Below are 23,183 nucleotides of genomic sequence, written 5' to 3'. Positions count from 1 at the left end.
GCCCTTTTGCGCAAAATTCGTTCCGTCTAACGAATAACAACAAGCAACGTCTGAAGGCGGCACCATAGCGGCCAAGGACATACGGGGAAGTCATGCAGCGAGAGAGAAAGCAGCCTGGCCAAGGGCGTGCAATCGCAGTGTGCATCATTGCTTTATCGGTCGTAGCAAGCCACGCATTTGCTCAGGATGTCGAACCGATTCCGGCCGCGCATGCAGAGCCGTCCGTTGCCGCGCAGCCGCTCATTTCGCTTCCGACGACGCCGACGCCGAGTCCGGTCGGCAAGACGACGCCGCTGCCAGCCGCGAACGGTGCGCCGCTTTCGCCGCGCGGCACGGTGAACGCATCCGAGTCGCTCGAAAAGAGCGCGACGCTCGCGGGAACGCCACGCGCCCGTACAGCCGATGTCACGGGCCAGAAGCCGCTCGACGATGCGCTCGGCGGTGTCGTGACCACCGACACGGTGACGCTCGCAGGGCAGGACTTCTATAACTGGTTCGCGCAGGCATGGAGCGCGATTCCGTTGAGCGAGCGTTACGTCGTGTCGGTCCACGAGCGTCCTTCCGCGCGCTACGGCAGCCTCGTATGGGTCGAGTTCGGTCAGCGTCGCGTCTTTCAGGCGTTCTTGCCGATCGCGCGGGCCAACGTGCGGCCGGTCGCTGAAGGCGCGGCACAGGTGGCGTTCCAGAACGTCATGCAGGCAGACCTCACACGCCTGCTCTTTCGCGACGCCGACATGGCGAACGACGAACTCTAATAAAAGCAACACGGCCAACTACGGGGAACACGATGAAAACCAAGGCGCTTGTCCGCAGCGCGATGCTCGCCTGCGCGCTCTCGATGCCGCTTCTGATGCCGCTTGCTGCTCACGCGACGACGCTCGTCTATGAGCCGGTGAATCCCAACTTCGGCGGCAATCCGCTCAACGGCGTGAATCTGCTGAACGAAGCCAACGCGCAGAACAAATATAAGGATCCGTCGCTCGCGGATTACGGCACGAGCGGACAGTCCACGCTCGATCAGTTCAACACGCAGTTGCAGCAGGCGATTCTGTCGCGCGTGGCGTCGTCGATTTCGAGCTCGATCGTCGGCACCGACGGCACGCTGCATCCGGGCACCATCAACACGGGCAACTTCTCGATTGCGATCACGCAAGTCACAGGCGGCAATCTGCAAGTGACGACGACCGACAAGACGACCGGCGCATCCACCACTTTCATTGTCGGCAACGGCCAGTAAGACGAGCGCATATCAGCCATGAACAACAATACATTCAGGACCGCCGCGCTCGGCGCCACGCTTGCTGCCGCGATCCTACTCACCGGCTGCGTGACCGCGCCGATGCCTTCGGCAGGCAATGCCACGCTGACGCCGCCGACACGCGTCACGCGCGATCTCACGCATCTGCCGCCGCCGAAGGGCAAGATCTATGCAGCCGTGTACGGCTTTCGCGACCTGACCGGTCAATACAAGCCGTCGCCGGACAGCTCGTTTTCGTCGCAAGTCACGCAAGGCGGCGCGTCGTTTCTGGTGAAGGCCATGCGCGATTCCGGCTGGTTTCAGCCGGTCGAACGCGAGAACCTTCAGGACCTGCTGACCGAACGCAAGATCATGCGTGCGCTCGAAACGCCCGACGACAAGAAGAACGCGATACCGCAGATCGGCGCGCTGGCGCCAGCGAACATCGTGCTGGAAGGCGGCATCGTCGGCTATGACTCGAACATCCGCACGGGCGGCGCGGGCGTCGCGTATCTCGGCATCTCGGCGTCGCAACAGTATCGCGTGGATCAGGTGACCGTGAATCTGCGCGCGGTGGATATCCGCAACGGCACCATTCTCAACAGCGTATCGACGACCAAGACCATCTACTCGATTCAGGTGGATACGGGCGTGTATCGCTTCATCGGCTTCAAGGATCTGTTGCAGGCCGAGATCGGCATGACGCGCAACGAGCCGCAGCAGTTGTGCGTGAACGAGGCGATCGAATCGGCACTCGTGCATCTGATCGTGCAGGGCGTGGCGAACCAGACGTGGGCGCTCAAGGACATGAGGGACTGGTACGACCCGACGATGCAGCGCTATCTCCAGGAAAACCAGGGTTACGCGCAGACCATGGAAGACGTGAACCCGCCGTATAGCGCGGTGAAGATCGATCCGCCGAAAACCTTGGGAAGCTAATGCGATGAACAAGCCTAACGAAGTGATACCGCCGCGCGCGCCGTGGCGGGCGTCGAAAGTCGCGCTGTGCGCCGGCGTGTTCGCGGTCGTGAGCCTTTCGCTTGCCGTGTTCGCAGCGGACCTTTCGCCGGTGTCGGACTTCGGCCCCGCGGAGCCGGGTTTCGGCGGCGCGACGCAGGTTGCGCGCGTCACGCAGCACGGCGCCAACAATCGCGTCACCGGCATTCAGGCGGGGCAGAACGGCCTCGTCGTGAATCAGGCGGGCATCGCGAACGCGGCCGTGACGGCGCAGGCCGGCAACGACAACTGGTCGGTCGTGCAACAGGGCGGCAACGCGAATCAGTACAACGGTTATCAGGCCGGGCAGTACAACCGGTCGATTGCAGTGCAAAGCGGTAGCGGCAATGCAGCAACGGTGACGCAGATCGGATCTTCGATGTCTTCGCAAGTGACGCAACTCGGCAACAACAACGAAGTGTCCATTCTGCAAAGCCGAAACGGAGCGGGGCTCCAGGTGATGCAGAACGGCAACGGCGCGCGGGCGTCGGTGCTGATGAAGTAACCCGTTTTTCGGCCTTGGCGACATGTCACGGCGCGAGGAGACCGTAGTAAGCAGTACGTAGGGAACAAGAGGGCGCAGTTCGGTCGCAACGGAGGGCAGCAGGGGCTGCCAGCCGTCGGTAATAAAGAAGTCACTCAAAACTCAAACCACGAGGCTATAAAAATGAAAGTCAAGGCAATCATCATCGCTATGGGTCTGGCAACGCTGGCTTCCACGTCGGCTTTCGCAGTGGACGGTTCCACCGGCGAGAAGGCGTTCGTTTCGCAATTCGGCGCGAGCAACACGGCTAACGTCGACCAGCAGAAGTCGAGCTACGACAACGTGACGGTTCTGCAAAACGCGAACAGCGCGAATGCGGATGTCGAGTCGAAGAACGGTGGCTACAACACCACGACGATCCAGCAAAGCAGCGCGCAAGCGACGTCGAACGAAACGGCGACCGTGAAGCAGGACACGACTGTCGGTAACAACACGTCGATCACGCAGACCGTCGGCGCGGACAAGGCGCTCGTCGAAACGACCGGTGGCGGATACAACACCATCGCGATCAATCAGGCAGGCACGGGTTCGGGCACGGACACGCACGTCGTGCAGACGAACGAACAGCGTGACCGCGTGACTATCAAGCAAACCGGCGCGGCCATCGCCAATACGGATTCGAGCAACGGTAGCTATAACACGACGACGATCAGCCAGATCGGCTCGCCGAACGTGAATCTGGCCAACGTCCTCCAGATCGGCGCGACCAACGAAACCACGAGCATTGTGCAAACCGGCGACGGCTACGGTCACGCTTATGTGAACCAGCACTACTCGTCGAACGATCAAGCCGGCATCGTGCAGAACGGTTATGACCAGACGGCCTCGATCGACCAGAACTTCGGTTCGGGCAACAAGGCTGGCGTGCTGCAATTGGGCAAGAAGAACGAAGCGCACCTCGATCAGGACGCTTCGTTCGAATCCACCCTGCTGGCTGCTCAGATCGGCGACGCGAACTACATCTCGGCTTCGCAGACCGGCTACGGCAACTTCGGTTTGATCGGTCAGGCCGGCAGCGCCAACACGGCGACGGTCACGCAAGCTGGTACGGGCAACGTCGCCATCGTGTCGCAAGTCGGCTCGGGCAACAAGACGACCATCGCGCAGCACTAAGCACGCGTAGAAGCACCATCAGTTGTATTTCGGGCGGTAACGGCTTCGGGCCGTTATCGCCCGTTTTTGCTTTCGAGCGGCGCGAACGCGAGACGATCAACGCGCACTCCGTACGCCGCCGCACGCGTCAACCAGTCACCTCCGACAAGCCCAGTTCTGCAAGCTTCGCCGGATGATGCTACGTTCCCGGCTAGGTCCGCCGGCGCCGCTCCGGCACGCCCCATAAGAGGAGCATCGCAATAATGAAAGCCATCCACATCCGTTTCTCCGTCGCGGCGGGGTTCACTCTGCTCGCATCCGCCACCGCCTGCGCCCAATCCAGCGTCACCTTATACGGCCGGCTCGACGGCGGCATCGAATATCTGAATCACGTCGCGAACGGCTCGGGCGGCAATGCCACGCGATGGAGCGCGGAAGGCGGCGACTGGGGCACGAGCATGCTCGGTCTCAAAGGCGTCGAAGACCTCGGCGGCGGCATGAGCGCCGTCTTCAATCTGGAAACCGCGCTGCAAATCATGAACGGCAGAACGGGCGGCGACCGCATGTTCTCGCGGCGCGCCTATGTGGGCATCAATTCGAAGACGTGGGGCCAGATTCAGGCGGGCCGCAATCTTTTCATCGACAGCGACGGCGTCTGGGAATTCGATCCGATGGTGCAGGAAGCGGTGTCGTCGGCATCGCTCGTGCGCGGCCGCAACTGGCAGCAGACGAACAATAACGTCGAATATCATAGCCCCGTGTTTCATGGCTTCGATGTTCAGGGCCAGTATGCGTTCGGCAATCAACCCGGTGCATTCAACAGCGGCGCGCCGGGCGAGTTCGGGCGCTCCGAAGGCATCATGCTCACGTATCATTCGCCGCTTCTCGATGTGCGCGGCATCTACGACGAGTTGCGCGACCAGAACGGGCGCTTGAGCAATATCTTCGCGTCGTCGCGGGAATACTTCGTCGGCGCGAACCTGAAGGTCGACAAGTTCAAGATTCAGGCCGCCTATACGCACTACGCGGCGCCCGATACGCCAGCAGGCATCGCCGACAGCGCGGACCATTACTGGCTCGGCGCGACGTATCAGGCGACGCCGCAATGGGCCGTCACCGCAGCGGGCTTTTATGTTCATGTAGGCGAGGGCGCGGGCGACGCCTCCCACGATCCGGCGAGTCACGCCATGCTGTATTCGCTCGGCACCACCTACAACTTCACGAAGCGCACGTTCGTCTACGGCACCGTGGCCTATGTGCGCAACAGCGCGAACGGCACGTTCTCCGTATTCGCGACGCCCCGCAATTCGGACGCCAGCACGAGCACGAGTCCGCTCGCCGGCGAATCGCAGACCGGCGCATATGTCGGCCTCATGCACATCTTCTGATGCGTGAATCGATTAAGATACTCCGCCTCATTCACCGACCATGACGGAGCCTCTTTCGTGATTCAGCCGAGCAGCGTATTCAAGGACAACCTCGCGCAACTACCTTCGATCGAAGGCATCGAGCGTATCGATTTGATCGATGCGAAAGGCGCTGTCGTCGCGAGCATCGAAAACAAGCCGGGCAAACAAGGCTCGCTCGCGGTCTATCACTACCTGAAAGAGACGTTCGGCACGCTGAACGCGCAGGCCGCCGAGCACGGGTTGCGCGTATTCGCGGAACATACGGCGGACGCGCGCAATCGTCCGGGGGCGCATCCCAATGTGGATCGTCTGCTCGATATCGCCGCCGGTGGCGATGCACTCGAGCTGCGCGTGGTCGCGGCTTCCTGAGCGCCAGTCAAAACGCCCCGAGCGCCGCACAAGATCCGGCGCTCGGGGCGTGTTGTCGAAGCGAACGCGCGTTACTGCGCGCCGAGCTTTTTGATCAATGCATCGAGCTGGCTCATTTCTTCGTCGGTCAGATCCGTGAGCGGCGCGCGCACCGGACCGGCATCGTGTCCGACGAGCTTCGCGCCGGCCTTCACGATACTCACGGCATAGCCCGGACGACGATTGCGAATGGCCAGATACGGCAGGAAGAATTCGTCGATCAGCTTGCCGGTGGTCTCGTGGTCGTTCGCCGCGATGGCGCGGTAGAACTGCATCGCCGTCTTCGGGATGAAGTTGAACACCGCCGACGAGTACACGGGCACGCCCAGCGCCTTGTACGCCGCCGCGTAGACTTCCGCGGTCGGCAGGCCGCCGAGATACGAGAAGCGGTCGCCGAGACGGCGGCGAATGGTCACCATCGCTTCGATCTCGCCGACACCGTCCTTGAAGCCGATGAGGTTCGGGCAGCGATCCGCGAGACGCTCCAGCATGTCGGCGTTGAGCTTCGAATTCGCGCGGTTATAGATGATGACGCCCAGGTTCGGCACGGCCTTGCAGACCTGTTCGGCGTGCGCCGCGATGCCTTCCTGCGAGGCTTCCGTCAGATAGTGCGGCATCAGCAGAATGCCTTGCGCGCCGTTCTTCTCGGCTTCCTGCGCGAAAGCGATAGCCGTGCGCGTCGGGCCGCCCGCGCCCGCGAGAATCGGCACCTTGCCTTTGCAAACTTCGGTGGCCGTGCGCACGATCTGCGAATATTCAGGCTGCGTCAGCGAGAAGAACTCGCCCGTGCCGCCGGCGACGAACAGCGCGGACGCACCGTACGGCGCCAGCCATTCGAGACGTTCCGCATACGTGTCGGCGCGAAAGTTGCCTTGCGCGTCGAAGTCGGTCACGGGGAAAGAGAGCAGGCCCTCGGATACGATTTGCTTGAGTTCTTGCGGTGTCGTCATGATCTATGTCTCGTTTGGCAGCGTCCGGCGAATGCAGCGCTTATAGGTCATCGTACAACATGCCCGCGCCGGCGGCAACTGCTGTACTACGATGCGACCTATTTTGCGGGTATACACTGAGCCAAAGCACGACGATGTGTTGTAGGATGACATAACTCCAAGACGGCGCGGGCCGTCATGCATCAGGGATCATCGAAAATGAATCAGCCGCCGCTCTATATACGCGTGCACCCGGAAGACAACGTGGCGATCGTCGTGAACGACGGAGGGCTCGGCGAAGGCGCGACGTTCGCCGATGGGCTCGTGCTGCGCGAACGGGTGCCGCAAGGTCACAAGGTGGCCCTCGCCGATCTCGCGGAAGGCGATGCCGTGATCCGCTACAACGTGGTCATCGGCTATGCGCTGAAGGACCTGCCCAAAGGTAGCTGGATCAACGAGCACGTATTGCGCATGCCGACGCCGCCCGAGCTGGACGATCTGCCGGTCGCGACCATCAAGGCGCCCGACACGTCGCCGCTCGAAGGCTTCACGTTCGAGGGGTATCGCAATGCGGACGGCAGCGTGGGCACGCGCAACATCCTCGCGATCACGACCACCGTGCAGTGCGTGGCGGATGTCGTGCAGCACGCGGTCGATCGCATCAAGGCGGAACTGCTGCCGCGCTACCCGAATGTCGATGATGTCGTGAGCCTCGGCCACACCTACGGCTGCGGCGTCGCCATCGAAGCGCCGGACGCGATGGTGCCCATCCGCACCGTGCGCAACATCGCGCTGAACCCGAACTTCGGCGGCGAAGTGATGATGGTGAGCCTCGGCTGCGAAAAGCTCCAGCCCGAACGCCTGATGCCGCCCGGCACCATACCCATTGCGGCCGCCGCGCTCGACGACGCCATTGCCGATATCGGCGACATGGAAAGCGAGGCGAACGGCGGCGCGGTCGTGCTGCAAGACGAGGGACACGTCGGCTTCCAGTCGATGATCGACTCCATCATGCTCATGGCCGAAACGCATCTTAAGCGGCTGAACAATCGCCGCCGCGAGACGTGTCCGGCATCCGATCTGGTCGTCGGCGTGCAATGCGGCGGCAGCGATGCGTTCTCGGGTCTCACCGCGAATCCGGCGGTCGGCTTCGCGACGGACCTGCTCGTGCGCGCGGGCGCGACCGTGATGTTCTCCGAAGTGACCGAGGTGCGCGACGGCGTCGCGCAACTCACGGCGCGCGCGGCGAATGGCGAAGTGGCCGCGGCCATCATCCGCGAGATGAAGTGGTACGACGATTATCTGAAGCGAGGCGGCGCGGACCGCAGCGCGAACACGACGCCCGGCAACAAGAAGGGCGGGCTGTCGAACATCGTCGAGAAGGCGATGGGGTCCATCGTCAAGTCGGGTAGCTCGACCATTTCGGGCGTGCTGTCGCCGGGCGAGAAGGTCAGGCAGAAGGGCTTGATCTACGCGGCGACGCCCGCGAGCGACTTCATCTGCGGCACGCTGCAACTGGCCGCGGGCATCAATCTGCATGTCTTCACCACGGGGCGCGGCACGCCGTACAGTCTCGCGGAAGTGCCGGTCATCAAGGTCGCGACGCGCTCTGACCTCGCGCGCCGCTGGCATGACCTGATGGACGTGAATGCCGGGACCATCGCGACGGGTGAGGCGAGCATCGCGGACGTGGGCTGGGAACTGTTCCGTCTGATGCTCGATGTCGCGAGCGGGCGCAAGCAAACGCGCGCCGAGAAGCTCAAGCTGCACAACGCGCTCGTGCTGTTCAATCCGGCGCCGGTGACCTGAAGCACGCGTCGTCCTCAAAGTGTCGGAGCCCCGTTCGCGGCCTTGTTTTGCGGCCCTTTTGCGAGCGGGGCTTTTTCATTCGTGCTGCCGCGTTATCAATGTAATGACGCGCACGGCATTTCACCCGCGCGGGCCGCCGCCTACCATGCGAGTCGTCGAAGCAAGACATCAACCGATTCGCAAGGAGGAAGCAAACATGTACGCCATCACGGGTATCAGCGGACAAGTGGGCGGCGCGCTCGCCGATGCGCTGCTGCAAGCGGGACAAAGCGTTCGCGCGGTCGTGCGCGATGCAAAGAAGGGTGAGCCGTGGGCGGCGCGTGGCTGCGAGGTCGCGAACGCGCGCATGACCGATGCGAACGCGCTGGCGCAGGCGTTCGAAGGCGCGCACGGCGTGTTCATTCTGCTGCCGCCGCAGTTCGATCCGTTGCCCGGCTTTCCGGAAACGCGCGAAGTCATCGAAGCCGTCGTCTCTGCGGTGCAGCGTGCAAAGCCGCGCAAGATCGTGTGCCTGTCCACCATCGGCGCGCAGGCAAAAGAAACGAATCTGCTCACGCAGCACACGTTGCTGCAAGACGCGCTCATCGCGCAGCCGATACCCGTGACCTTTCTGCGCCCCGGCTGGTTCATGGAGAACAGCGCATGGGACGTGCAATCGGCCCGCGAAGAAGGTGTCGTTCATTCGTTCCTGCAACCGCTGGATCGCGCGATTCCGATGGTCGCCACCGAAGACGTCGGCAGAACCGCCGCGCGGTTGCTTATGGACGACTCGCACGGCACGCGGGTCGTCGAACTCGAAGGCCCGCAACGCGTCAGCCCGCGCGATATCGCTGCGGCGTTCTCAGCCGTGCTCGGCAAGCCGGTCACCGCGCAAGCCGTGCCGCGCGAGAGTTGGCGCGACATGTTCGAGCAGCAGTGCATGAAGAATCCGATGCCGCGCATCCGCATGCTCGACGGCTTCAATGAAGGATGGATCGACTTCGAAGGACATAGCGAAGACATCGTGAAGGGAGAAGTCGATATCGAGTCTATCGTGCGCAAGCTCTGCGCGTGAGAGAAGCAGGCGTCGTTGCGCGTTTTGGAGCGAGCGATCTAAAATGATCGCCTGCCAAACCGGAGCGCGCTCGCATGATCCACTTCTACTTCCATCCCACGCCCAACCCCGCAAAAGTCGCGCTGTTTCTCGAAGAAGCGGGCGTGCCTTATGAACTGAAGCCAGTAGACACCAGCAAAGGCGAGCAGCATACGCCCGCATTTCGCGCGATCAACCCGAACGGCAAGGTGCCCGCCATCGTCGATACGGAAGGCCCGGGCGGCAAGGAAGCCGTCGTGTTCGATTCGACCGCCATCCTTCTCTATCTCGCGGAGAAGACCGGCCAGTTCCTCGGCGCGCCGGAAGACCGGCCGCAGCTTTTGTCGTGGCTCATGTTCATCGCCACGGGTCTCGGGCCGTTCTCCGGCCAAGCCGTGCATTTCCAGCATGCGGCGCCCGAAGGGCTCGACTATGCGGTGAACCGCTATCGGCGTGAAGCGGACCGGCACTATCAGGTGCTGAACGATCGCCTCGCAGGTCGGGAGTACATCGTCGGCGATAGCTTCACCATTGCCGATATGTCCGCGTGGGGCTGGATCGACCGAGCATCGCGTGTGTTCAAGACGACCGAAGCGCCGCTTGCCGCGTATCCCGAGTTGCAGCGCTGGTTCGCCGCCATCGACGCGCGCCCTGCCGTCGCGCGCGCTCGCGCATTGAATAAGCAGCACGCGTTCAAGACGGTCAACGACGAAGAGACGCGCCGCGCGTTGTTCCCGTCGAATTATCCGAAGACGGCTTGAAGGAGAGGTTCGATCATGCCGCGTCCGCGTGAATTCGACGAGGAAGCCGCGCTCGATGCGGCCACCGCGCAATTCTGGTCGCGCGGATATGAAGCGACTTCCGTGCGCGATCTCGCGGCAACGATGGGCCTGACGGCGGCCAGTCTCTACAACGCTTTCGGCGACAAGCGCGCGCTCTTTGAACGCGCGCTGAAACGCTATGTGGAGCACGGCTTTCGCGACCGCGTGCGGCGCTTCGAGCATCATCTGCCGCCGCGCGATGCGATTCTCGCGTTCTTCGACGAGATCATCGAACTGTCGGTGCGCGATCCGCATCGCAAGGGCTGTCTTGTCGTCAATTCGGCGCTCGAACTCGCGCCGCACGACCGTCAGATTCATCGCGCGTTGAGCGCGGTGCTGAAGGAGATCGAAGGCTTCTTCATGCGCTGCGTGCGCGCGGGGCAGGACGACGGGACCATCGCGGCAACCTTATCGGCCGACGATATCGCCAAGGCTTTGCTCGCTTCGCTCATGGGCTTGCGCGTGCTGGCGCGGGTCAACCCGCGGCGCGAGTTGCTCGAAGGCGCCGCGCGCCCGGTGCTCGCCATGCTGGGCGCAACCAGGCGCCGCGCGAGCGTCCGCCGCGCAAGCTAGCGCTACCAGCGCAGCACGCGCGGCCCGAGCCATGCGCCGATGCCGGCCGGCAACAGCATGCCGATGGCATACCAGACGCTCCAGAACGCGGGGCTCATCTCCGGACAATGCAGGCAATAGGCGATGGTCGCGAGCCCGCTCGACAGCAGGCCGGCCACCGCGCCCGTCATGCGCAAATCAGTGGGCGCGAGACTTCTCGCGGCCAGCAGCGCGGCGGGAAACGTCGGCACCGAGAGCAGCACGATATTGAACGGACACGTGCGCCACGACTGCCCGAGCATGAGCGGCAAGCGTTCAGCGGGCGTCGCCTGACCGAGCACGAGCGCGCCCGCCAGCCACACGGCGATAAACGGCAGCACGATAATCGGCCACGCGACACCGCCGCGCGCGCCCGGGCGACCCAACCGCATCACGCCAATCAGCGCGCCGACCGTGACGCATAGCGGAAACGCGATCTTGGCCCAGAAGAGCGATGTCTGCGCGACGCTCGCCAGATCGCGGCGCAGTCCGTAGACGACGAGCATCAACAGCACCGAGCCGATGAAACCGAGCGGCAGCGCCTGCGCGAAACGGCGGCCGACGGCCATGCGATCGACGCGCACATCGCCGGCTGCGAGCAGATCGATCAGATCATCGGTTCGCATCGGATTCCTCGCTTCTGAAGCCGCGAATGCGCGCGGCGAGCGCCTTGAGTCCGCGATGCACGCCCACTTTCACGGCGGATTCCGAGAGCCCCGTGAGTTGCGCGGTCTGCGCGACCGACAACCCTTCCAGCTTGACGTGCACGATCGGCAGCCGCTGCTTGTCCGGCAGTTGCTCCAGGAGCTTGCCGAGGTCGTGACGCGCTTGAGTGGGTTCGTCGTCGGTGACCGCAAAGAGATCGTCGTGATCGTCGAGGGGATCGTTGAGCGACTCGTGACGCGATCGCGCGCGAAAGAAGTCCATCAGCTTGTAGCGCGCGATGGCATGAATCCATGCAGTAAGCGGTTCTTCCATGCGATAGGTGTGACGTGCATTGTGCACCGCCAGCAAGATCTCCTGCACGAGGTCTTCCACGTCATCGCGATGCTGCGGAATGCGCTTGCGCAAATAGCCGCGCAGATGCCGCGTCAGCGTCTGCAGAAAACCGCGATAGGCGTTCTGGTCGCCTTCGAGGCCGGAGCTAAGGAGTGTCTTCAGGCGATGTTCCGCGTCATGCAAGGCGAGTCCCGTGAAGGCAAGGCGACGGAAGGACGATGCGAGCGAACGCGGCGCGATGCAAACAGCAAGCGCGGCGTAAGCCCGATCGCGTTTTAGATCGAGCGTTTCAGAATAGCCGAAGCCACGGCGAGCGGCAATGCCGGCTGCCTTTGCGCCAATCGTTTTCATTGCATGCGTCGTTGGGGGGTGGTTGCTTGCGTACGTTAGTTCGCTTGCGAAGCGCGCGCGGTTACAGCGCAGCGGCAACCCGCATCGAAAAAATTTTGGATGCGGCCTGTAACCGGGCCGACGCGGCGAGCGAATTCACGAGTACATCACCCTTATCGGCCACGATCATGGACACGACACTCGACGCCCCGCCCGAGAGCCTGCAACGCAAGCATCCGGTTCATCCGCTGTGGCTGCGCATCACGCACTGGCTCAACGCCGTGGCAGCGCTCATCATGATGTTCTCGGGCTGGCGCATCTACGACGCATCGCCGGTCTTCGCGCGCATCGTCATTCCGCCTTCCATCACGCTCGGCGGCTGGCTCGGCGGCGCGCTCCAGTGGCACTTCGCCGCGATGTGGCTGCTCGTCTTCAACGGACTCGTGTATCTCGCGCTGAATGTCGCGAGCGGACGCTTCTTCTCGAAGTTCTTTCCGTTATCGCCCCGCGCGGTCGTGCATGACCTCGTTGCGGCGCTGCGCGGCAAGCTCTCGCACGACAATCCGCGCGAGTACAACGCGGTGCAGAAGCTCGCGTACCTCGTGGTCGTGCTGGATCTCATCGTGCTGGTGCTGTCCGGTCTTGCCATCTGGAAGTCCGTGCAGTTTCCGTTGCTGCGTGAACTGATGGGCGGCTACGACAACGCGCGCGTCGTTCACTTCTGTGCGATGGCGGTCATGGCCGCATTCGTGGCCGTGCACGTCGTGATGGTCGCGCTCGTGCCGCGTTCGCTACTCACCATGCTGCGCGGTCGTTGATCGAAGGAAACCCACGCCATGAAGACTCAAAGTAGAAAGATCGCCACGCTCGACCGCGCATCCGTGCTCGCCGATGCGACGCGCGAACTCGCCATGCCGTCGCGGCGCCTCTTCGGCAAGCGGATGCTCACGCTCGGCGGGCTGTCGCTGTTGACCGGCTGTTCCATCACCGACGAAGACTCCGTCAACACGTTTCTCGGCGCCGTCTCACGCCTGAACGATCGCGTGCAGGCGTTGCTGTTCGACCCGACTCGCCTCGCGCCCACTTACAGCGAGGCGCAGATCACACGGCCTTTTCCGTTCAATGCGTACTACGGCATCGACGACGTGCCTCATGTGAATGGCGCGGACTACCGGCTGAAGGTGAGCGGTCTCGTGACGGGCCAGCGCGTCTGGACGCTGCCGGAACTCTACGCGTTGCCCCACGCCGAGCAGATCACGCGGCATATCTGCGTGGAAGGCTGGAGCGCGATAGGGCGCTGGGGCGGCACGCCGTTCCGCGAATTCTTGCGGCGCGTCGGCGCGGACTCGACTGCGAAGTACGTCGGCTTTCGCTGCGCCGACGACTATTACGAAAGCATCGACATGCCCACGGCCCTTCATCCGCAGACGCTGCTCACGTTCGAGTATGACGGCGAGCGTTTGCCCGCGAAATACGGCTATCCGATGAAGCTGCGCATGCCGACGAAGCTCGGTTACAAGAACCCGAAGCACATCGTCGAAATCTTGGTCACTAACACGTATCCCGGCGGCTATTGGGTCGACCAGGGCTACAACTGGTTCGGCGGTTCATGACCGCCGTGCTTTTCGAATCCGGCCCGGCCGGAGCAGGTTTTCAACGCAGGTCAGCAGGTCCAACAAGGAGAAGTGAAATGAAACGAGTGATGACGGCAGTGTTCGCGGCGGCATTGGCAATCGGTGCATCGGCAGCTTATGCGCAGGCCAGCGGCGCGATGTCCAACGATGCGATGTCGCACGATTCGATGAGCAAGGACGCTATGTCGCACGACAGCATGAAGAAAGACTCGATGAGCAAGGACAAGATGAAGAAGCACGATGCGATGAGCAAAGACCATCCCGCGTCCGGCGCAATGTCGCAGTAAGCCGGGCATCGAAGCTGGCCTGCGACGAGCACGCCAGCTTGACAGGCGTTTGCCGCGTACCTAGCATCAGTGAACCGCCGTTTTTTAATCGCTTACAAACCATAAGCGAGGAGCGGCGAGGCGAGGGACGCGCAATGAGTCACAACGATTCCCGGCAGCGCATGCGGCGGCACGTTCTTGCATCTTTGGGAGCGGGCCTGGCCGGTGTCCTGAGCGTCGGTCTGCCCGCGAGCGAAGCGGCCGAACGCGAACCGCGCCTCGAAACCGTGGCCACGTTCGACGATGACTTCAGGCTCGTCGGCATCGGCGTCTCGCGGCAGGGGCGCGTGTTCGCCACGGCGCCGGCATCGGTCAAACGGTCGCGCTACAGCATGGTCGAGGTTGATACGAAGACCGGCGCGCTGACGCCCTTTCCCGACGAAAGCTGGAACGTCTATAAGCCCGACGACGACGGCTCGAATCAATGGATCTCGGTGCAGGCGTTGTGGGTCGATGAGCGCGACCACTTGTGGGCGCTTGATTCATCGCTCGCGTCCGTCGACCAGACACGTCAGCCGCCGAAGCTGATCGAGTTCGATCTCGCGACGCGCAAGATCGTGCGCCGGTTCGAGTACGGCAAGATCGTCACGCCGAAAGACTCGTTGAACGATATCCGCATCGATCATAAGCATAACTACGCGTTCATCAGCAATGCGGGCAATCAGGGCGGTGTCGTCGTGACGAATCTTGATAGCGGCGAATCGCGGCTCGTGCTGGCGGGCGACCGGTCGAGCGTCGCCGATCCTAATCAGCATTTGATGTTCGGCGATCGCATTGCGCGCAAGCTGGATGGCGGCGTGCTCGTGCTGCAAACCGATGGCATCGCGCTGTCGCCGGATCGCGAGTGGCTGTATTACCGGCCGTTGACCGACCATCACTACTGGCGCGTGCCGACGGCCGCGCTCGTCGATGCGTCGCTATCCGCGCAAGAACTCTCAGAGCGCGTGCAGTTTCTCGGCGATGGCGCGGAAACGGGCGGACTCATCATGAGCGGCGCAGGCGTGCTGTACGGCGGCGATCTGGAAAACCGCACCGTCGTTGCGTTCGATGTCGTGGAGCGTGACGGCAAGCCGGCGCTCGCGCAGAAGACCTTCGTCGGCAAGCATCCGCAACTTTCGTGGGCCGATGGCTTCGCTATTGCGAACGGATACCTGTATATCGCGGACTCGCATCTGCACGAGTTGAACTTCTCGAATGGCTATCCTCGCGAGGGCAAGCTCGCGATCTTTCGAGCGCGCTTGCCGAAGCAGCCGGCGGATGGGCTCGCCGGTTAATCTCGGGCGACTACTTGCGCTGCGCGTTCGCCACGTCTTCGTCGCGTTCCCAGCCGCCGCCGAGCGCGAGAAACAGATTCACCTGATCCTGCGCGACCTGGCTCTCGGCCGCCGCCACTTGCGCGGCGACGCTCGTCAGCGTGCGCGTGGCATCGAGATCGGCGACGAACGACTCGCGCCCGGCCGTATATAGCCGATGCGTTTCATCGGCCGATTCCACCGCCGACCGGTACGCGGTGCGCAGATTGTCGGCACGCGTCGCATCGGACGCATACGTCGCGAGACTGCTTTGCGTTTCGCGCAGCGCATTGAGCACCACGCCGTCGAAGTGCGCGAGCGCGCCGCCGGATGCCGCTTCGGCCTGCACCACGCGAGCGCGTTGCCCGTTGATCGGAAAGCTCCAGTTGATGAGCGGCCCGAACGCCCAGCGATTCGTCGTCGCGCCGAGCAAGTCTTCGGCCACGCCCACGGAACCGACCGACGCGCCGAAGCTCACCGATGGATACAGCGCCGCAGTCGCCACGCCGATGCGCGCGGTCGATGCCGCCAGTTGCCGCTCGGCTTGCCGCACATCGGGACGGCGCTTCAGGAGCGACGCGCCGTCGCCGACAGGAATCGGCTCGCGCAGCTTCGGCAGCTTGTTGCACGCGAGCGCGGCGGGTGGCAACGCGGACGGCGCGCGCGCGAGCAGCATCGCCAGCCGATACTGCGCCACGCGGCGGCGCGCGACGAAGCGCGGAATGTCGGCCGCGAGCGTCTCGGATTGCGTCTGACCGCGCGTGACTTCGGATTGATTGCTGCGGCCCGCTTCGCGCAGGCGCTGCGTGAGCCGCACGCGCTCCCTCTGGAGTGCTAACGACTTCTGCGCGATGCGCAGCTCTTCCGCCGCCGAACACGATTCGACATACGCGCGCACGACGTCGGCCACCACGGTGATGCGCGCGAGATCGACTGCGGCTTCGACGGCTTCGTCGTCGGCGCGGGCAGCTTCCACGCCGCGCTTCAGCTTGCCGAAGAGATCGAATTCATATGACACGCTCAGTTCCAGCGCGCCTTCGTTCACGACCGGCAGCTTCTCTGTCAACAAGTACTGTTCCGCCGATTCCTGCGCCCGCTGGAATGCGACGGAACTGCGGCTCGAAAAGCCGCCTTGCCGGTTCGCAAATTCCACTTCGGCACGCGAACGCGCGAGGTTCGCGGCAGCGACGCGGATGTCCGCGTTCGAAACCAACGCTTCGTTCACGAGCTCGTCGAGCGCGGGATCGTCGTAGAGACGCCACCATTTCGAAGGCGCGGTGCCTTGCGTGACCGGCGCCTGATCCGCGCCGTCGATGGGCGCGTTCGCGTACGGCGCATTGACCGCCGCGCCTTCAGGCAGCTTGTAGTCCGGGCCGACCGTGATGCAGCCGCCGAGCACGAGCATCGACGCGAGCAGCGTCAGACCGAGGCGCGGGCTTCTCATGCGTGCAGTGCGTTTCATTGCGATGCACCCGAAGCCGGCACATGCGCGGCGACCGGCGATGCGGGCGCCGTCGCGGACGCAGGCATGTTGCCGGACGCAGCGCGCGATCCGATGGTGGGACCGACGCCGCGCACCGAGACGGTGGCCGTGCGCCCCGCGATCATGCGGAAGTCGGCAGGAATTTCATCGAGCGTCACGCGCACCGGAATGCGCTGCGCGAGCCGCACCCAACTGAAGGCGGGGTTCACGTTCGGCAGCAGGCTCGAGCTCTGCTGACGGTCGCGATCCTCGATCGCCGCGACGATGCTCTGCACATGTCCGCGCAACAGGTTCGGCTCGCCCATGACCTTGATATCGACCGGTTGCCCGATATCGATGCCGTGCAGCTTCGTCTCTTCGAAGTAACCATCGACGCGGAAAGAGTGCATATCGACGACGGACAGCACCGCGCGTCCCGCCGAGACGAACTCGCCGATGCGCGGGGCGCGATCGTTGAGATAGCCGTCTACCGGACTCAGGATTTGCGTGCGTTGCAAGTTGAGGCGCGCGGTGTCGATGGCGACTTCGGCATCGGCGAGCGCGGCCGTCGCCTGCTCCACGCGCGAATGCGTTTCCTCGACCACTTCGCGCGCCACGAGGTTGCCGAGCGAGCGGTTGCGCGCGTCCTCGCGCCGCGCCTGATCGAGCGTGGCGCGGCGCTGTTGCGCAGCAGCTTCGGCATTGCGCAGCGCGAGCGTATAGCGCGCCTGATCGATGACGAAGAGCACGTCGCCGCGCTTCACCTGCTGGTTATCCACGACCTTTACATCGGTGATGAGGCCGGACACGTCGGGCGCGACCTGGATGACGTCGGCGCGCACGTGGCCGTCGCGCGTCCACGGCGCGAACATGTAGTAATCCACCAGCTTCCACAACACGACGGCTGCAATGGCGACGACGATGAGCGTGAGCAGGATCTGCCCGACGGAGAACCAGGTTTTTTTCACGTGATGAGCCGATGCGAAACGATAACGACAAGCCCCAGCAACAGTACATAGATGCCGAGATCGAAGACGGAGCGATGCCACACGAAGCGATAAAAGCCCACGCGCGTGAGCACGGTGCGGATGACGAGGTTCAGCAGATACGCGATGAACATCAGCACGAGAACGGCCGGCACGAAGACGCCGAGAATGTCGATTTCGCCGATCATGCGAGCGAGTCCGGTGATGTGAATGGAGTGAGCATCAGGCGGGTTCTTCCCGTGGCGCGTCGCCACGCGCGGCTGGCTGCGTGTCGGTTGCGGGCGGATGCAGCGACAAGCGCACGCCGATGAGCGCATGCAGCGTGTCGCGCAACAATCGTTCCCCCGGCAATGCCGCTTGCCCGTGCTTTTCCGCTTCCGCGATGGTGTGCGCCGCGACCTGCGCGACGGCGCGGTCGATCGAGCGCACGAGCGTCGACGGCACGGGTTGACGTTCGCGCCGCTCGATGCAATGCCCGAAGTAATCGCGCACGCCTGCGAGCACCTCGTCGATCGACGCCTGAATGTCGGAGGCGAGCTTGCGATGCGCGCGCCGTAGATCGAGCGAATTCAGCGCGACGCGAAAATCGCGAAAGCTCTCGATGGACGGATGCCGGTGCGAATCCGTCGAGGCCTGGCGCGGCAGCACTTGCATCAGGCGGTCGAGCATGCGCGAGTAGAGATTGCGCTGATCGTCGAGCGTCGCCGTGGAAGAACACGCGACGATATCGCGCCATGCCGAGCGCGTGAGCCGCGCGACCGCGAGTTCCGAGCCGAAGGGCCGCGTCACCCGCGTCCACACGAACGCGAACAGAAGCCCGGCGACGCCCGCGAGATTGCTGTTGAGAAAGACGAAGAAGTCCGCTTCGTACGCGCTCTGAATGCTGATGAACGTGGCCGTATTCACCGCGACGAGCATGGTGATGAGCGTGAAGCGCGGCTGCGGAATCAACGTGCCGACGACGAGGAACGGCCCCGCGAAGATGACGACGAGCATCGGAAAGTCATGCACGTGCGGCAGCACCGCGAACACGTAGAGCCCCGCGAACACCACGCTCATGCATGTCGCCAGAAAGAAGACGAACACTTGCGGCGCGGGTTCGTCGAGCGCCGCGAAGAAGCAGCACGCGACGGCGGCGAGCGTGACCGCGCCCGCGCCGTCGGCCCAGCCCGATTCGATCCACAACGCGCACGCGACGATGATCGCGCTGACCGCGACGCCCGTCGAAAACAGCATCATGCCGCGATCGAAAAAGCGCTCGGTGCCGCCGAGCCGCCAGTGCCGAAAGCGCGGACGCCAGTCGTGTTCGTCATGCAGCATCGCGGCGCGCAGCGTGCGAATGTCCTGCCATACGTCGATGACCTGCGAAAGACGCCACAGCGCGCTAGACAGCAACGCGCCGTCTTCGCTCGCGAGCGCCTGCGCCGATGGCCGCATCGCTGCGATGCGTTCACGCAACGCGTTCGGCTCGCGATCGGACTCGGCGGCGTCGTGAATCTGCGGCGCGGGGAGCGACATCCACTTGCCTACATCGGCGAGCAACGCTTTGAGTCCTGGCGGATGCGTGCCGCGCTTGTCGACCAGTTCGACGAGCGGATCGGCCAGCGACGAAATCAGCGGCAGAAATATCTGCATGCGGCCCTGCAATGCGCGCGCGCGCCGGACAATATCGGGCCGTGCGTGATCGTACGTGAGCTGACTCAGCAGCACTTCGAGGCCGTTGACGGTCGCGGCGAGCCGCTGACGCGACGCGGATATCGCGGCACCCGCGAGCCGGCCCGAGAGCGTTTCGCTCGCATAGAACGCGGCATCGCGAAACCAGGCATCGGTGCGTTCGACGAGCGTGGGCGCGAGACGGCTCGGAAAAACCACGCTGCCCACGATGCTCGCCACCACGATGCCGAGCAGAATCTCTTCGGTGCGCGAGATGGCGAGATCGAAGACAGCCGGTGGATTCGTCACGGCGGGCAGCGCGATCATCGGCAGCGTGTAGCCCGCGAGCAGGAAGACGTAGCTGCGCGCGGTGCGGTCGAACATCGAGAGAAATAGCAGCGTGCCTGTCCACAGCGCGACGATCACGCTGAATAGGAACGGCGATTCCACGAAGGGCGGCACGATCACTACCGCGCCCGCCGCGCCGATTGCGGTGCCGAGCGCGCGATACAGCGCCTTGGAGCGCGTCGCGCCGACGAACGGGTTGGAGACGATATAGACCGTGGCCATCGCCCAATAAGGACGCGGCAATTCCAGCGCGAGGCCGATGTATAGCGCGATCATCGCGGCGGCGAAGGTCTTGGCCGAGAAGAGCCACTCGCGTGCGGATGCGAACTTCATGGCGCGTCGGCCCGGCTCTTGTTGCTCGCGAGCGCCGCCGTGACTGCCTGTGCATCGAGCGACGCATGAGAAGCCGTGAATGCATTGAGCACGCGCAGCGTGGTTTCCAGATCTTCGCGGCTCACGTCCTCGAGCAAGCGGGCGCGCAGCGAGACGAGACGCTCTTCCATGCGCGCGGTCACGGCGCGGCCCTCGTCCGTCAACGTGATGGTCTTGGCGCGCTTGTCCTCGGGATCTTCGTCGCGCCGCACGAGGCCGGCCGCGCATAACTGGTCCAGCAATCTGACGAGCGACGGTCCTTCGATGCCGACGTGCTCGGCGAGCGTGACCTGCCGCACCGCTTCGCCAAGCCGGTTCGCGGTGAGCAACGGCACCGCGCACGCCTCCGATACGCCATACGACGCGAGCACGCCGTGGCTCGTGCGCCGCCAGCGGCGCGCTGCCAGCACGAGCGTGCTACTGACTGACCGGCGCAAAAGATCAATGGGAGTCATGGGCCGGGATTATAGCGATTGTTTTATTCGTTAGCGTGCTATCAATTTATGTTTCTTCGCTTGCTTGCGTTGAGAGGGGAGCGGCGAATCACGCGCGATTGTGGCGGACGCGGAAAGGGCGGATGGTCTCGCCACGGCGCGCGGCCGCTTCGGCCAAAGATTCAGTATGCTCCCGTACCAGAAGCAAAGGACTTGAACAATGAAACTCCAAACGCTGTTCGCAGCGGCTCTCCTTTCCACGTGCTCGTTATCCGTCTTCAGTCAGCCGGCGAGCATGAGCCGTGATGACATCAAGCACATCGTCGATGAGACCGTCATGCCCTTGATGGCGCGCGACGGCATCGCGGGCATGGCAATAGGCATCGTCGTGGAAGGCAAGCCTTACGTCTTCGATTACGGCGTGGCTTCCAAGGAAAGCGGCACGCCCGTTACGCGCGACACCTTGTTCGAACTCGGCTCGATCAGCAAGACGTTCACCGCTACGCTCGCATCGTATGCGCAGGAGACCGGGCATCTCTCACTGAGCGATTCGGTCGGCAAGTACTTGCCCGAGTTGCGCGGCAGCGCGTTCGGCGACGACGTGACGCTCTTGAATCTCGGCACGCACACGCCGGGCGGCTTGCCCTTGCAAGTGCCCGATGAAGTCCACGACAACGCGCAACTCATGCAGTACTTCAAGGGCTGGAAACCGCGCCATGCGCCGGGCACTTACAGGACGTATGCGAATCCGGGCATCGGCACGCTCGGACTTATCACGGCAAAAAGCATGGGGCAGGATTTCGACACGCTCATCGAGCAACGCATCTTTGCGAAGCTAGGCATGAGCCATAGTTATATGCAGGTGCCGCCCGCTCGCATGGGCGACTATGCCGAAGGTTATGCCAAGGACGGCAAGCCCGTGCGCATGAATCCGGGCGTGCTTGCATCCGAAGCGTACGGCGTGCGATCGACGGCAGAGGATATGACGCGCTTCCTGCAAGCCAACATGAATGACGCCGCGCATGTCGATGCCACGCTGCAGAGCGCGATCACGGCCACGCATACGGCGTACTTCCAGTCGGGACCGATGACGCAAGACCTCGTCTGGGAACAGTATCCGTATCCCGCGCCGCTGACCGCCTTGCTCGATGGCAACGGCCCCTCGATGATCGTCGATGGCCACGCCGCCGAGCGCATCGACCCGCCGCAAGCGCCGCGCGGCGACGTCTGGATCAACAAGACCGGCTCGACCAACGGCTTTGGCGCGTACGTCGCTTTCGTTCCGGCGAAGCATGTGGGCATCGTCATGCTGGGCAACAAGAACATACCGAACGCGGATCGCGTGCGAGCCGCCTATGCGATCGTGACGGCGCTGGCAGACGGAAAGACGAAACCCTAGCGCGATGCGCTCTCGTACACGTCGGCGGCAGTGGCGCGCAGCGCATCGACCATCACGCTCGTGGCGGGCGCAAAGAGACGGTCGGCGCGCGTGACGATGCCGAAGTCGTCCATCTGACATTCCATCGGCAAGGGCAGCACCGCGGCCATGCCGTGCTGCGCATAGTAAAGCGCCACGTCTTCCGCGAGCACCGCGATCATGTCGCTCTGCTCCAAGAGGCGCGTGATGAAAAGAATTGCTGCCGTCTCGACCACGTTCGACGGCGGCGGCAGACTGGCGCGCTGAAACATCAGTTCGAAGCGATGCCGCAATACGCTGCCCGCCGGCGGCACGAGCCATTCGCACGGCTGGACGTCGGCGAGCGTCAACGCCGGCGCGTTCAGCAGCGGATGACCGGCACGCACGAGCGCGCGCACCGGTTCGCCCGTCAGCGGTTCGTAACGAAGCCGCAGCTTGTCGTGTTCGACTGAAAGCCTTCCGATGACGATATCCAGCTTGTCCTGCGCGAGGCGCTCGAGCAGCACGTTGCTGGTATCGATCTCGACGGAGATGCGGATATCCGCATGCTGCCGCTTGACCGAAGCGACAGCGGCAGGCAAGAGCCGCACGCCCGGCGACGTGATCGCGCCGATCGCCACATGCCCGAGCCGGCCCGTCTTCAGCGCGACGAGTTCTTCCTGCGCCTGATCGAGGCTGCCGAGCACCGCGCGCGCGTGACGCACGATGGCTTCGCCGTACAGCGTGGCGCGCATGCCGCGCGGTTCACGCTCGAAAAGCGTCACGCCGAGCGTTTCTTCCAGTTCGCGCAAGAGCTTCGACGCGGCCGGTTGCGTCATATGAAGCACGGCCGCCGCGCGATGAATGTTGCCTTCCTCCACGAGCGCGACGACGAGCATCAACTGCCGCGTCTTGAGCCGGCTGCGGATGTACCAGGGGGTCGAATTCAGCAACATTTTTAGGGGTTTCTACGAATGCCGTTTCGGGTATCGATGGCGTCGAACAATTCATTAGTAGATTATCACGCGCCCTCATAGACTTCG

Annotated in this window: 25 protein-coding genes; 16 read left to right on the top strand and 9 right to left on the bottom strand. The window is 63.5% G+C overall.

All coding sequences use genetic code 11. The features are described from left to right. Nucleotides 1-137: 137 nt before the first annotated feature. From JYK05_RS25310 to JYK05_RS25280, 7 genes are all read left to right on the top strand, one after another. A complete protein-coding gene (locus JYK05_RS25310; protein WP_206470598.1) occupies nt 138-755 on the top strand; it encodes a CsgE family curli-type amyloid fiber assembly protein in 618 nt (205 codons plus the stop codon). Between the two features lie 32 nt (nt 756-787). Next, entirely contained in the window at nt 788-1,237 is a 450-nt protein-coding gene (locus JYK05_RS25305) for a curli assembly protein CsgF (protein WP_206470597.1), read from the top strand. A gap of 18 nt (nt 1,238-1,255) precedes the next feature. Beyond that, complete coding sequence (locus JYK05_RS25300; RefSeq protein ID WP_206470596.1) at nt 1,256-2,176, top strand: CsgG/HfaB family protein; 921 nt, start codon at nt 1,256-1,258, stop codon at nt 2,174-2,176. Nucleotides 2,177-2,180: 4 nt separating this feature from the next. Next, complete coding sequence (locus tag JYK05_RS25295; RefSeq protein WP_175945962.1) at nt 2,181-2,738, top strand: hypothetical protein; 558 nt, start codon at nt 2,181-2,183, stop codon at nt 2,736-2,738. 162 nt (nt 2,739-2,900) lie between these two features. Further along, on the top strand, nt 2,901-3,890 hold the full coding sequence (locus JYK05_RS25290) for a hypothetical protein (protein ID WP_206470595.1): 990 nt from the start codon (nt 2,901-2,903) through the stop codon (nt 3,888-3,890). A 242-nt stretch (nt 3,891-4,132) separates the two neighbouring features. Continuing rightward, nucleotides 4,133-5,257 (top strand): porin, encoded by a 1,125-nt coding sequence (locus tag JYK05_RS25285; protein WP_206470594.1) that lies wholly within the window; start codon nt 4,133-4,135, stop codon nt 5,255-5,257. Nucleotides 5,258-5,314: 57 nt separating this feature from the next. Then, the gene (locus tag JYK05_RS25280) at nt 5,315-5,647 is read left to right on the top strand and encodes a DUF2322 family protein (RefSeq protein ID WP_206470593.1); all 333 of its coding nucleotides are present in this window, start codon (nt 5,315-5,317) and stop codon (nt 5,645-5,647) included. 71 nt (nt 5,648-5,718) lie between these two features. Here JYK05_RS25280 and kdgD read toward each other — a convergent pair whose 3' ends face one another. Next, complete coding sequence (gene kdgD / locus JYK05_RS25275) at nt 5,719-6,636, bottom strand: 5-dehydro-4-deoxyglucarate dehydratase (RefSeq protein ID WP_175945966.1); 918 nt, start codon at nt 6,634-6,636, stop codon at nt 5,719-5,721. A gap of 198 nt (nt 6,637-6,834) precedes the next feature. Here kdgD and garD point away from each other — a divergent pair, with 198 nt between their 5' ends. The 4 genes from garD (at nt 6,835) to JYK05_RS25255 (ending at nt 10,890) form a co-directional block, all read left to right on the top strand. Beyond that, a complete protein-coding gene (gene garD, locus JYK05_RS25270) occupies nt 6,835-8,424 on the top strand; it encodes a galactarate dehydratase (RefSeq protein WP_206470592.1) in 1,590 nt (529 codons plus the stop codon). Between the two features lie 196 nt (nt 8,425-8,620). Next, nucleotides 8,621-9,478, top strand: a complete 858-nt coding sequence (locus JYK05_RS25265; protein ID WP_206470591.1) for an NmrA family NAD(P)-binding protein — start codon at nt 8,621-8,623, stop codon at nt 9,476-9,478. 74 nt (nt 9,479-9,552) lie between these two features. Next, complete coding sequence (locus JYK05_RS25260) at nt 9,553-10,257, top strand: glutathione S-transferase family protein (RefSeq protein ID WP_206470590.1); 705 nt, start codon at nt 9,553-9,555, stop codon at nt 10,255-10,257. Nucleotides 10,258-10,272: 15 nt separating this feature from the next. Continuing rightward, nucleotides 10,273-10,890, top strand: coding sequence for a TetR/AcrR family transcriptional regulator (locus JYK05_RS25255; RefSeq protein ID WP_206470589.1), 618 nt, complete (start codon nt 10,273-10,275; stop codon nt 10,888-10,890). Between the two features lie 2 nt (nt 10,891-10,892). On the opposite strand, the gene JYK05_RS25250 is transcribed toward JYK05_RS25255, so the two are convergent. Together JYK05_RS25250 and JYK05_RS25245 are read right to left on the bottom strand one after the other, a co-directional pair. Further along, entirely contained in the window at nt 10,893-11,534 is a 642-nt protein-coding gene (locus JYK05_RS25250; RefSeq protein WP_206470588.1) for a DUF1109 domain-containing protein, read from the bottom strand. Continuing rightward, nucleotides 11,521-12,090 carry a sigma-70 family RNA polymerase sigma factor gene (locus tag JYK05_RS25245; protein WP_175946236.1) on the bottom strand — a complete coding sequence of 190 codons (570 nt, stop codon included), beginning with the start codon at nt 12,088-12,090 and terminating at the stop codon, nt 11,521-11,523. Before JYK05_RS25245 ends, JYK05_RS25250 begins: the two co-directional genes overlap by 14 nt. A gap of 335 nt (nt 12,091-12,425) precedes the next feature. Between JYK05_RS25245 and JYK05_RS25240 the strand changes: the two genes are divergently transcribed. The 4 genes from JYK05_RS25240 to JYK05_RS25225 all read left to right on the top strand — a co-directional run bounded on the left by JYK05_RS25240 (nt 12,426) and on the right by JYK05_RS25225 (nt 15,471). Continuing rightward, a complete protein-coding gene (locus JYK05_RS25240) occupies nt 12,426-13,055 on the top strand; it encodes a cytochrome b/b6 domain-containing protein (protein ID WP_175945978.1) in 630 nt (209 codons plus the stop codon). 18 nt (nt 13,056-13,073) lie between these two features. Then, on the top strand, nt 13,074-13,850 hold the full coding sequence (locus JYK05_RS25235; protein ID WP_206470587.1) for a molybdopterin-dependent oxidoreductase: 777 nt from the start codon (nt 13,074-13,076) through the stop codon (nt 13,848-13,850). Nucleotides 13,851-13,927: 77 nt separating this feature from the next. Further along, nucleotides 13,928-14,158 (top strand): pentapeptide MXKDX repeat protein, encoded by a 231-nt coding sequence (locus JYK05_RS25230; RefSeq protein ID WP_206470919.1) that lies wholly within the window; start codon nt 13,928-13,930, stop codon nt 14,156-14,158. Between the two features lie 134 nt (nt 14,159-14,292). Then, nucleotides 14,293-15,471: an L-dopachrome tautomerase-related protein gene (locus tag JYK05_RS25225; protein ID WP_206470586.1), complete on the top strand. Its 1,179-nt coding sequence runs from the start codon at nt 14,293-14,295 to the stop codon at nt 15,469-15,471. Nucleotides 15,472-15,481: 10 nt separating this feature from the next. Here JYK05_RS25225 and JYK05_RS25220 read toward each other — a convergent pair whose 3' ends face one another. From JYK05_RS25220 to JYK05_RS25200, 5 genes are read right to left on the bottom strand one after another with little or no spacing between them, the layout of a single operon-like run. Continuing rightward, the gene (locus tag JYK05_RS25220; RefSeq protein WP_206470585.1) at nt 15,482-16,933 is read right to left on the bottom strand and encodes an efflux transporter outer membrane subunit; all 1,452 of its coding nucleotides are present in this window, start codon (nt 16,931-16,933) and stop codon (nt 15,482-15,484) included. Between the two features lie 14 nt (nt 16,934-16,947). Continuing rightward, nucleotides 16,948-17,919 carry an HlyD family secretion protein gene (locus tag JYK05_RS25215; RefSeq protein WP_206470584.1) on the bottom strand — a complete coding sequence of 324 codons (972 nt, stop codon included), beginning with the start codon at nt 17,917-17,919 and terminating at the stop codon, nt 16,948-16,950. Beyond that, a complete protein-coding gene (locus tag JYK05_RS25210; protein WP_206470583.1) occupies nt 17,916-18,125 on the bottom strand; it encodes a DUF1656 domain-containing protein in 210 nt (69 codons plus the stop codon). The genes JYK05_RS25215 and JYK05_RS25210 overlap by 4 nt, the downstream gene beginning before the upstream one ends. A 34-nt stretch (nt 18,126-18,159) precedes the next feature. Further along, on the bottom strand, nt 18,160-20,271 hold the full coding sequence (locus JYK05_RS25205; protein ID WP_206470582.1) for an FUSC family protein: 2,112 nt from the start codon (nt 20,269-20,271) through the stop codon (nt 18,160-18,162). Continuing rightward, nucleotides 20,268-20,765 (bottom strand): MarR family winged helix-turn-helix transcriptional regulator, encoded by a 498-nt coding sequence (locus tag JYK05_RS25200; protein WP_175945995.1) that lies wholly within the window; start codon nt 20,763-20,765, stop codon nt 20,268-20,270. The genes JYK05_RS25205 and JYK05_RS25200 overlap by 4 nt, the downstream gene beginning before the upstream one ends. A gap of 199 nt (nt 20,766-20,964) precedes the next feature. On the opposite strand from JYK05_RS25200, the gene ampC reads away from it, so the two are divergent. Further along, nucleotides 20,965-22,143 (top strand): class C beta-lactamase, encoded by a 1,179-nt coding sequence (gene ampC / locus JYK05_RS25195; RefSeq protein WP_206470581.1) that lies wholly within the window; start codon nt 20,965-20,967, stop codon nt 22,141-22,143. Here ampC and JYK05_RS25190 read toward each other — a convergent pair. Further along, complete coding sequence (locus JYK05_RS25190; RefSeq protein WP_175945997.1) at nt 22,140-23,096, bottom strand: LysR substrate-binding domain-containing protein; 957 nt, start codon at nt 23,094-23,096, stop codon at nt 22,140-22,142. The genes ampC and JYK05_RS25190 overlap by 4 nt on opposite strands. Nucleotides 23,097-23,183: the final 87 nt, after the last annotated feature.

Origin of the sequence: Caballeronia sp. M1242 (assembly GCF_017220215.1) — a bacterium.
Taxonomy (GTDB): Bacteria; Pseudomonadota; Gammaproteobacteria; order Burkholderiales; family Burkholderiaceae; genus Caballeronia.
Note: the sequence above shows the minus strand (reverse complement) of the source record. Positions and strands in the feature narration are given on the sequence as shown.